Annotated in this window: 9 protein-coding genes; 1 reads left to right on the forward strand and 8 read right to left on the reverse strand. The window is 47.3% G+C overall.

Annotated features, from left to right (window positions below; all coding sequences use genetic code 11):
* Window positions 1-24: 24 nt before the first annotated feature.
* From LC508_RS05770 to LC508_RS05795, 6 genes are all read right to left on the reverse strand, one after another.
* Window positions 25-2,283, reverse strand: a complete 2,259-nt coding sequence (locus tag LC508_RS05770) for a diguanylate cyclase domain-containing protein (RefSeq protein WP_103731648.1) — start codon at window positions 2,281-2,283, stop codon at window positions 25-27.
* Window positions 2,280-3,968 (reverse strand): bifunctional diguanylate cyclase/phosphodiesterase, encoded by a 1,689-nt coding sequence (locus LC508_RS05775; protein WP_103731647.1) that lies wholly within the window; start codon window positions 3,966-3,968, stop codon window positions 2,280-2,282. The genes LC508_RS05770 and LC508_RS05775 overlap by 4 nt, the downstream gene beginning before the upstream one ends.
* A 147-nt stretch (window positions 3,969-4,115) precedes the next feature.
* The gene (locus LC508_RS05780; RefSeq protein ID WP_103731646.1) at window positions 4,116-5,942 is read right to left on the reverse strand and encodes an FAD-dependent oxidoreductase; all 1,827 of its coding nucleotides are present in this window, start codon (window positions 5,940-5,942) and stop codon (window positions 4,116-4,118) included.
* Window positions 5,942-6,505: an alkyl hydroperoxide reductase subunit C gene (gene ahpC / locus LC508_RS05785; RefSeq protein WP_103731645.1), complete on the reverse strand. Its 564-nt coding sequence runs from the start codon at window positions 6,503-6,505 to the stop codon at window positions 5,942-5,944. Before ahpC ends, LC508_RS05780 begins: the two co-directional genes overlap by 1 nt.
* 192 nt (window positions 6,506-6,697) lie before the next feature.
* The gene (locus LC508_RS05790) at window positions 6,698-7,279 is read right to left on the reverse strand and encodes a hypothetical protein (protein ID WP_054351201.1); all 582 of its coding nucleotides are present in this window, start codon (window positions 7,277-7,279) and stop codon (window positions 6,698-6,700) included.
* An 18-nt stretch (window positions 7,280-7,297) separates the two neighbouring features.
* Window positions 7,298-7,546: a hypothetical protein gene (locus tag LC508_RS05795; RefSeq protein WP_146051678.1), complete on the reverse strand. Its 249-nt coding sequence runs from the start codon at window positions 7,544-7,546 to the stop codon at window positions 7,298-7,300.
* Between the two features lie 257 nt (window positions 7,547-7,803).
* Between LC508_RS05795 and LC508_RS05800 the strand changes: the two genes are divergently transcribed.
* Window positions 7,804-9,018 carry an FprA family A-type flavoprotein gene (locus tag LC508_RS05800; protein ID WP_033140363.1) on the forward strand — a complete coding sequence of 405 codons (1,215 nt, stop codon included), beginning with the start codon at window positions 7,804-7,806 and terminating at the stop codon, window positions 9,016-9,018.
* Window positions 9,019-9,063: 45 nt separating this feature from the next.
* Here LC508_RS05800 and LC508_RS05805 read toward each other — a convergent pair whose 3' ends face one another.
* Complete coding sequence (locus LC508_RS05805; RefSeq protein ID WP_033140364.1) at window positions 9,064-9,729, reverse strand: helicase associated domain-containing protein; 666 nt, start codon at window positions 9,727-9,729, stop codon at window positions 9,064-9,066.
* 338 nt (window positions 9,730-10,067) lie between these two features.
* A complete protein-coding gene (locus LC508_RS05810) occupies window positions 10,068-10,901 on the reverse strand; it encodes a tyrosine-type recombinase/integrase (RefSeq protein WP_033140365.1) in 834 nt (277 codons plus the stop codon).
* Window positions 10,902-10,961 lie beyond the last annotated feature (60 nt).

Consider the following 10,961-nt stretch of genomic DNA (forward strand, 5'->3'; position numbering starts at 1 on the left):
CACAAGAGTGCGTATTGTGCAATCTTAATCCTGTTCCGCATTTTTGTAAGCAGTGATGTCATGGCAGCTCACCATTACGGCCTCCTCCCCCTTCCAGGCAACCAGGCAGGCCTCCGCAGCAGTCCAGATCTGAAACCGGGGGTTGTAAATCTCCAGCTTCTTATTGACACAGGTTTTACTGAGTTCCCGCATGGGACAGGATGGACAGGGTCTGTCCCGGCGCATGAAAACCTCATAGCACGGCAGGCCGATATCTGCATTCTCACAAAATTCCTTTGTCCTTTTGTTGATGAACAGCAGTCTGTGTGTCCCCGGGTCTATGACATAGATCCAGGCACTCTGGTTGTTCAGGAGGTTTAAAAGTCCCTCCGATTCCTGCTTCAGCGCATCTTTTACCCGGTCCTTCATCAAAAAAATACTCAGGATCTCAGAGATGAACACTAGGGCGTCTATCTGCTCCCTGGTCCAGTAACGATTCTGCCGGCATTCGTCAAATCCCACATATCCTTTTATTACACCATTGTCACGGATGGCACACTGAAGCAGAGATTTTATCCCCTGTGACGCCAGGATATCATAATAGTATTTTGGCAGTGTACGGATATCGGGACAATAGAATATCCCCTCCTCATTGAAATTATCCAGATAATTCCCGCTCAGTTTATCCTCATAGGACACGCAGCTCAGTTTATCCTTCTGTGGTTCGACTCCCTCATTGCACCACTCATAGGTGTTGGCACAGCATCTGTCATTTTCCGTATTTTCAAATATATAGACACGGCTCACATCATACTGCTGTCCCACAATTTCCAATATGGAGGACACGGCATTTTTGATTTCGCCGGAGTCGTAGAGAATGTGGAATACATATTCAGCCAGACGAGTGTTCTGCGTGGTACCGCCGGTGTTGGAATCGATGGTTTCGCTGACGACGGAGCGCGGTCTTGCATTTCTTGGATACTCTCCTGCTGTATTCTCATCATATATGAAGTACCTGTTCTTTCCCTCATTTTTCGCCTGATATAATGCCCGGTCAGCTTTCTGGAACAGAGTGGTGAAATCCCTGCCGTCCTGGGGCGCCAGAGAGATACCGATGCTGCAGGAGACTGCCGCCTTCCCGTCATGACCGGCCTGGATCTCATACATCTCCCGGATCATCTTCCAGGCACCTTTTTCCACATTGGTGAGATCATGCATATCTTTCAGGAATACAATGAATTCATCCCCGCCGATACGCCCCAGAATATCCGTATGACGGAATACATGCTTCATTCTTCTGGCTGCATCGCTGAGTATGGCATCCCCGAACAGATGACCCATACCGTCATTGATCTCCTTAAAATTGTCGATATCCAGAATCATCACAGCACACAGCTCATCCGAAGGCATCGTATCCAGATATCTCCTGATCTGGGACTGGACCGTCATTTTGTTATACAGGCCGGTCAGCGCATCCCGCTCCGCCCGGTTTAGAAGGGACTGGGACTGCTGTTTCTCCTGGTCGATATCCAGGATGATCCCGATTACGCGGATGGGGCTTCTGTTCTGGTCAAACTGCACCGTGAGACGCAGTTTCCACCATTGGTACCGGTGTTCCCTGTTCAGGATACGCAGTTCCTCCTCCACATAGGATTCTCCCTTCAGAATACTTAAATAAATCCTCTTCAGCTTATCCAAATCTTCCTCACAGAGAATACTCCGTGTCTTTTCCCTGAACAGCGCCATGACCCCATTCCTGGGAATATTCCAGTTAAAAAGCTTTTCCATGTCCCTGGAATATTTTAACTGGTCCTTCACAATATCCCACTCAAAGATAATGTCATTCGTCTGGTTCATGATAATATCATAGCGCTCCAGAGTCAGGCGCAGCTCCTCCTGGGCCTCCCTCTCCTGGGTGATATCAATGATGATACAGTAAAAGGAAGGACATCCGCCGCATGGATCCTCGATGAGCTGTCCCTTGTCCAGTACCCATATGATATTACCGTTTTTGTGCCGTACACGGTACTCTATATTTTTTGTCTTTCCCAGAGCCATCTGGCGCTTTACCTCAAGGGCAGTGGGAACCCGGTCTCTCTCGTCAACCATCTCCCAGAAATGGTCATGGAACCACTCCTTTATCTCCTCCCTGGTATATCCGAACATGGATACAAATCCGTCACTTACCTGCAGAAGTGTAAGCTTCTCATCATAAAGGCACCGGAAGATACCTCCCGGCACGTTATTGGTGAGAACTTCCAGATCCTCCGCAGCCTGTCTGAAACGCAGTGTGCTTTCGTTCACAAAAGCCTCCTCCCCTCCTGAGGCCCGGCAAAATAGAGGCTTTCAAATTCACGGGCACATACAGGCCTTCCGAACAGATATCCCTGTATATAGTCAGGTGAAGCCTGCATGACCGTATCATATTCTTCCTTCGTCTCCACACCCTCCACACAGACTTTCAGGTGGATGATATGTGCCAGTTTTACAATGTATTCCAGAAATATGTATTCATAGCTGCCCTTATTCAGTCCTCTGATAAAGCTGCGGTCTATCTTGATGACATTTGCCGGAAGCTCTTTCAAATGGCTCAGGGAAGAGTATCCGGTCCCAAAATCATCTATGGCGATTCCGTACCCCATGTCATGCATATCCTTAAACTCCTGATTCAGAAAATGCAGATTGGGCACCCAGCAGCTCTCTGTCAGCTCCAGGATCAGATTCTTTGCGGATACTTTGGGAACATGCTCATTTTTCAGATATTCCAGCAGCGCATTTTCTTTGAGCTGGATATAAGACACATTGATGCTCATGGTGAAATCCGGGTCATATTTCTGCCACTCCCGGCACTGCTTTGCGCCCTCCTCCAGGACCCATTTTCCTACCTGGATGATCAGATGATTTTCCTCCAGAAGAGGGATGAATTCCATAGGTGAAACCTCCCCATGCTTCGGGGAGTGCCAGCGCAGCAGGGCTTCCGCCCCCACAACCCTCTGGTCTTCTGTGTCAACCTGAGGCTGGTAATACAGCTCAAATTCATTGCATCCATGATTGACACAGGCGTGCAGGCTCTCCTGCAGCTCCATGATCTTACGCTTCCTGTCATACATTTCCCGGGAGAAGAACACAAGCTGGTTCTTTCCGTTCATTTTCGCAATCTCCACTGCGTTTTCCGCGTGCCGGAACAATTTCTGGTAGGTTCTTCCGTCTCCCGGAATCATACAGGCTCCCGCAGAGATAGATATGAGCAGCGTCTGCCCGTCCACTGTGAAATGGTTTGCCACAAACATCTGGATATTCTCGTAAATCTCCCGGATGCCCTCCCTCGTCCCGCCCTCCATCAGAAAAGCGAACTCATCCCCGTCCAGGCGGTACATCTGACAGCCCGGAGGCAGAAGTTCGGAAATACGGGTGGCGATCAGGTTCAGCGCCCTGTCACCAAAAGCATAGCTGTACTTCTCATTGATATTTTTAAAGTTATCAATATCCAGCACCACAATAACGCCCTGCATATGCTTTCCGCACTTTAAAATCTGACAGATATCATGTTCGAACTGATTCCTGTTCATAAGGCCTGTCACATTGTCGAATTTGTTCTGTTTTCCGATATTGGAAATCCTGCCCATCATAAAAAGGGGCCTGTTCTGTTCATCGGTCTTCACCTTGCCCCTGCACGACACCCATATAATCTGTCCTGTTTTCTTGTAGACCCTGTACTCCATATCGTGATATTCCTTGGCACCGTCCTGTATAAGCTTAAGGTCCTCAAGCCAGAGCTTCAGATCCTCAGCCACCATGACGCTCCCCCATACAGAGACCACATCTTCCTCTATACTGCGGTCAATCTGAAAATCTTCATATGCATTTTCCGATATGTAAAAGGTCCCGTGCTGAATATCCCACATATACAGGTAGTCATCCGTTGTCTCGGACAGCAGGTCCAGAAAAACACCGGCTGAAAATTTTTCTTGTTTGATCAAATTAGGCATACCAACCTCCTGTGTACCTTAATAAATATATTATAACTTAATTTAAAAGGCATTACCAGGTGGTTTTCTGTAATATTATGGTCTTTTGTGCACCAAAACAAGAGCAGAAAACGTCCTCTCGGCATTTTCTGCTCTCCGTCATACGGTTCAGTTCCCATTCTCACTGAGAATCGCCGCAAGATCTCCGATTCCTTTTTTTCCAAAGAAAACCTTCTCATCATTGAGGATCATACAGGGCACACTCATCACCTTATACTTTTCTTTGAGTTTCGGGAAATGGGCCAGGTCGAACATCTCCGCTTCCACATATTCGGATACAGCCGCCGCTTTCTGGGCGGCCATGACTGTATCCGGGCACATGGTACAGGAGAGGGAGACCAGCACCTTTAGATTGACCGGGCGGTCCAGCTTTTCAATCTGCTCTTTGATCTCCTGCTGAATCTCCTGGCCCGGTCCGGCAACATTGTAAAGGGCAATGACAAAGGAATTAAATTCATGGCCCCCCGGCACACCGTGAAACTGGATACCGCTGCTTCTGCCGTCCGGATAACACAGCTCTATGGAGGGCAGGATTCGGCCTTCTGCCGATTCCCCGGCTTCCGCCTTTTTCCAGGTCAGCTTATCGCTCATTCCTTCCAGCTCCCGGAGAAATCCTGTGATCTCTCCTGACAGAGGTTCCTCGTTCAGCCAGGCTTTTAGAAGTACAGGCTGACTGAACTTTGCAAAGACACCCTGCAGCTGCTCTCTGACCTGGCTGCTTAAAAATCCATCGCCGCTATTCTCTGCCGCTGCAGGTGATCCTGTCTTTCCGAACAGCTCTGTCTTCGCAGCGGTTTCTGCTTTCCCAGGCAGTTCTGTCTTTGCAGCGGTTTCTGCTTTCCCAGACAGCTCTGTCTTTACAGATGATTCTGCCTTCCCAGACAGCTCTGCCTTTACAGATGATTCTGCCTTCCCAGACAGCTCTGCCTTTTCCGGCTGCTGCACTTTTCTTTCGGAAACCAATTCCGGGATGCCCAGCTTTGCATGAAGCTCAGATACCACTTTTTCCAGGGAGGCAGCGGCGGCTGCCCCATCGGACACAGCGGTCACGACCTGGCGCAGGTTCTTAACGCACACGTCTCCCGCTGCGTAGACACCGTCCAGATTTGTCTTCTGGTCATGATCTGTGAGCAGATACCCATGGGCATCCTTTTTTACTTCCGGTCCGATCCAATCTGTATTCGGCACATACCCGGCAAATACAAAGACACCGAAGCCCGGGTCGTCCCCCGCTTCATGGACCCACTCTTTTTGTGTCCGGTTATTTCTGAATCTGGCGTAGGTGACTATATCTTGGCCGCCCACCTCCAAAAGCTCTGTCTCAAAGAGCACTTCTATATTCTCATAGCTTTCCAACTGGTCAGAAACCATTTTGGCACAGGAAAATTCATTTTTCCGCACAACTATGGTAACTTTTTTCGCATATTTTGTCAGAAAAATCCCTTCCTCCACAGCGGCAAATCCGCCGCCGATCACAAAGACATGAAGGCCGGAGAAAAATTCCCCGTCACAGGTAGCGCAGTAAGCAACGCCTCTGCCCTGAAACTCCCGCTCTCCTTTGAATCCCAGCTTGCGCGGATTCGCGCCGGTTGCCAGGATCACACCAAGGGCTCTGTATTCCCCTTTTGTGGTGCGGAGAATCTTGATATCACCCGTAAGCTCCATGGCAAGCACTTCAGCAGCGGCGAACTCTGCGCCGAAATTCTCAGCCTGGCGGCGCATATTCTCTGTCAGCTCTTTTCCGCTTGTTTTTACAACACCCGGATAATTTACAATCTCCGCGGTTATGGTGATCTGGCCTCCGATCTCCGCTTTTTCCAGAACTAAAACCCTGTACTTTGCCCGTGCCATATACAGAGCGGCAGTAAGGCCGGCAGGACCGCCGCCCACAACCGCCAGATCATATAGATTCTCCTCTGCTTTTACAGCATTCATCAGAGTAGTCCGACCAGGTCAAGGCTCGGTTTCAGGGTTTCTGCTCCGGGCTGCCATTTCGCCGGGCAAACCTGGTCGCCGTGTTCGGCTACAAACTGGGACGCCTGGACACGGCGGAACAGTTCATCTGCGTTTCTTCCCACATTTCCGACGATCACTTCATATGCCACGATCCTGCCTTCCGGGTTCACAATGAAGCTTCCTCTCTCCGCCATACCGTCCGCTTCGATCATTACTTCAAAATCTCTTGTCAGAGCGCCTGTGGGGTCTGCCAGCATGGGATACTTGATTTTCTTGATGGTCTTGGACGCGTCATGCCATGCCTTATGCACAAAATGCGAATCACAGGACACACTGTAGATCTCGCATCCGATTCCTTTAAATTCCTCATATTTATTTGCCAGGTCTTCCAGCTCTGTGGGGCACACAAAAGTGAAATCCGCAGGATAGAAGAAAAATACGCTCCACTTTCCAAGCACATCCGCCTTGGATACTGTTTTAAAATCTCCGTCCACATAGGCCTGGACTGTAAAATCTCCGATTTCTTTGTTGATCAATGACATATATTGCCTCCTTTATATTGTGGTTTTCTGGTTTTATTATGGTCTGCATGGTGTCAAATCATTCCCGCTGCTTTTATCTCTTTGTGTAAAAAATATATGCGGGAAATACCACGTATAGTTAGTCGTCGCTAACTAAATACCAGTATAACAGACTTCTTTTCAGAAAGCAAATGGATATATCAGGAAATCCTCCTATCTGCGGACAGCCATGACAACTGTCAGCCCCAGCATGACCAGTGCTGCCATCAAAAGAGGTACCATCCCGTCATAAAAGCCGGCCCTGCTGTCCAGGTGATAATAGCGCACATAACAAATCAGGCTGATGACTGCCGCGATACCGGTCACCGCTATAAAAACAGCCGCAATTCCCCATGTGAAGCTCTGGTAAGCGTACAGAGCATTGATCTCAGCCAGCGTGAGCATAACCCAGCCTACGATCAGTATCAGTTCTGTAGTCAACGGTCTTTTAAAGAAAAATAAAGTAACTGCCGTCAGCAGGAAATAAACCGCGATTCCGCCCCACAGCACAATACTGTCTGAGAACAGTTCCCTGCTGCGGTTTTCAACCCCCATCCCTCTTAATATCACGACAACAGAGAGGATACCGGGCACCGCTGCGGGTATCAGCAGCCATCCTGATTTCATCCCCTTAACGGCATTTTCCGGCCGAAACGCCAGCATCCACCACGCCAGATAAAATGCACAGCAGACGATGAGCAGTATATTTCCCAGGAATATCTGTTTCAGATACGAATCATAGCTAATCATTCCCATAGAGAATCTCCCTTCTTTTTACTTCACGTCTTTTTCAGGCTCCATATATTCTTTGGAGCCGCATTTCGGACACCGGATGATCTTTCCCTCCACTGCATTGACGGATAAAATCATCTTTAGCACAGGAGGCTTCCAGCAATACCCGCACTTTGGGCATATCAGATGTTCTGTTCTGTAAAATTTAATATACTGGTAAGCTGCCCATAGAAGGGCTGCGATCAAAATAATAACTGCAATGATCAGGATGTTTCTCTGTATTATCTCCATTTTGCTGCCCTTCCTTTCTGTTCCCATACTCTCAGTCTGTAAAACCTCTATTTTCTATTCTCAGTATACCACATTTTACTTCTGTCCGAGATATGAATGTTCAAATAAAGTTGTATCTCTGATTCTATTGATTTTTACTTAAAAATGTTATATCCTTTTATAGGTTAGAAAATTCCAACATAAAAAAATACATATTTTATCTGCCGCCGTCACACCTATGGCGGCGGGCTGTTTCTCTACGAAAGGAGCAATCACTTATGCACTGCACGCGAAAACTGAACGACACAATAAGCTGGGTTGGCGGCAATGACCGCAGGCTGGCACTTTTTGAAAATCTGTTTCCCATACCGCGGGGTGTTTCTTACAACTCCTACCTGATCACAGATGAAAAGACGGCTTTGATTGACACTGTGGATGCCTCCATCTCCCATCAGTTCCTGGAAAATATTTATTATGTTCTGGACGGACGTCCTCTGGATTATCTGGTGATCAACCATATGGAGCCGGACCACTGCGCCAACATTGAAGAGCTGCTGCTGCGTTTCCCTGACCTGAAAATTGTGGGAAATGCAAAAACTCTGGCATTTGCAAAGCAGTTTTACGATATGGATATGGAGGGAAAGACCATAACGGTGAAGGAAAACGATTCCATCTCTCTCGGCGCACACACACTTCGTTTTTATTTTGCACCCATGGTTCACTGGCCTGAAGTCATGGTAACTTACGAGGAGAGCGAGAAGATTCTTTTCTCCGCAGACGCTTTCGGAAGCTTCGGTGCCCTGAACGGCCATCTGTTCAGCGATGAGGTAGACTTTGACAAAGACTGGCTGCCTGACGCGCGCAGGTATTACAGTAATATTGTGGGAAAATACGGGGTTCAGGTCACATCCGCGCTGAAGAAGCTGTCAGGTCTTGATATCCGTATGATCTGCCCGCTCCACGGTCCTGTCTGGAGAGAAAACCTGGAATATCTTCTGGATAAATACGCACACTGGAGCAGCTATCAGCCGGAGGAAAAGGCGGTTGCCGTATTCTACGCTTCCATGTACGGAGATACGGAAAATGCAGCCGATATCCTGGCCGCCGGACTGGCGGAGGCAGGTGTCAGAAATCTTGCCGTTTATGACATCTCCAACACCCATGTCTCCACATTGATCGCGGAGGCCTTCCGCTGCAGCCATCTGGTGATCGCGTCGCCTACTTACAACGGCGGCATCTATCCGGCAGCACTGAATCTGCTCCATGATATGAAGGCACTGAATCTGCAGAACCGCACCATCGGACTGATAGAAAACGGTACCTGGGCACCGACCAGCACCAAACAGATGAGAGCACTGCTGGAAGAAATGAAACAGATGAAGCTGCTGGAACCTGCAGTTACCATCAAATCCGCTCTTAAGGGGGATTCCATGGAAAAACTGGAGGAACTGAAAGAGAGCATTCTTGCCTCCCTGCAGTCAGTCTCCGAATAAAGAAAAAGCAACCGGGCATTCTGCCGCAAAGCAGATGCCCGGAAACTATAGTCTCCAAACCATAGAGATCCTGTCTAATGCCTGAATCTGTCCTATATCCAAAGATTTCCTTCCCTTCACACCGGCTCGCCGTTCTCTCTGAACAGATATCCATTTGCCAAGTTTATCCCCGTTTTCTGTCGTATACTTTAATGGAACCAATAGACTGCCATGTACCCGGTAATATTCCGCTGCCAGTGTATACCAGTAAAACCAGTCATTTCTTTTATAACAGCTCCAGACCATGCCGCAGTGTTCCAGGTCCTGTACCTGTTTTTTTGTGAGCTTTCCGGCCTTGCGCTTTTTTCTCTGCTCTCTCACCCAGTAACCCAGCCTATACCCATCCACAGTAAAGGCAGTATGCACTTCCAGATTTCCATATTGCAGGTAATAATTCTCTGCCATATATATCCATTGCTCCCATGAAAGTCTGTTCTCCAGTTTCCATACCATGCCAATCTTCTCTAAAGCAATCACCTCATCAGTATGGATCATATTGTCATGAAGTCCGTTATAGCGGGCACGCTGCCTTTCAATCCAACGTCCCAGACTGTAGCCATCCATTGTCTTATATCTGCCAGGCACAAGCAGATTCCCCTTTTCTTCATAATAAGCCTTTGCGCATCCATACCACTCATCCCATGTTTGTTTCTTATAATTACCAGACGCCATATAATTCTCCTGACTGCCCGGGCTGTACACAATCTGCAGTCCGGTTTTCAAAAAATTTATGGCATTTTATACCTGGATACATAATGTCAATTATGTCATCAAGCGGTTCCTATCAGAAACTTTTTTCGTAACCTATAGCCACGAACTTTATAAAAAAGGACACAGAAACAACGCCGTGTTTTTTTGATCCCTGCGGCTTTATTTTTGTGCTCTTTTTTATTTTTGAGACGAATGATTCAGGTTTTTGTTGTATTTTGTTGAGCTGTTATTTTACCTGTGTTATAATAAATACCGTAAAAATCTATGTAGGTGTTTTATTATCGGAGACATAATTGACATTATGTCATGAGACATATCTGTACGCGTTCCAGGCAATCCCTGTGGAGCCTGCCGTTTTCTATCGTGTAGATCCGGGTGGTATTGATACTGCTGTGTCCAAGCAGATCAGCCAGCCGCACGATGTCCTTTTCAACCCGATAAAAAGTCCGGGCAAATAGATGGCGGAGATTATGCGGAAACACCTTACATCTGGCTACACCTGCCCTTGAACACAATCCTTTCATATCTCTCCAGATATTTTTACGATTTAGAGGTTTTCCATTTTTTCCAATAAATACACTGCCTGTCTTGAGACAGGATTTTTTAATATACTTTGACAGTATCTTCTGTACTGTGGCAGGGATAAAAATAACACGCGTTTTATTTTTACAGCTTACTACAGCTTTTCCCTCCCGAACTGCCTCCACTGTAATATACTCCAGTTCACTGACACGGATTCCGGTACCGCATATGGTCCGCAGAACAAAAGACAGCCGTGTATTTCCAGCAGCTTTTACAAGACGCTGATATTCCTGACAGCTCAGTTCTTTTTCTTCCTTGGCAAAAATCTGTCTCTGTATTTTCAATAATTTCACACAACAATCCTGCTGTCCAATATAGCGCAGAAAACTATGAAGTGAGATCAGCATGGAATTTACACTGGCCGGTGCATACCTGTCAGTCAGATATTCTTTATAGGCAATCATCTGTTCTTTGCTGATGCTGCCTGTATTTGAAAATCTGAAAAAGGAACGGACATCCCGCAGATACTTTTCAACCGTGGCCCGGCTTTTTTCTTCTTTTGTCAGATACCGTTCAAATGACATAAGGCTGTTTGTACTGATTTTATTCATAATCTACCTCCAGAGAATAATATTCTATGTTATCATTCCCATTCTGCAGATAACCATTCC

The sequence above is a fragment of the Blautia parvula genome, from assembly GCF_020215665.1.
Lineage (GTDB): Bacteria > Bacillota > Clostridia > Lachnospirales > Lachnospiraceae > Blautia > Blautia celeris.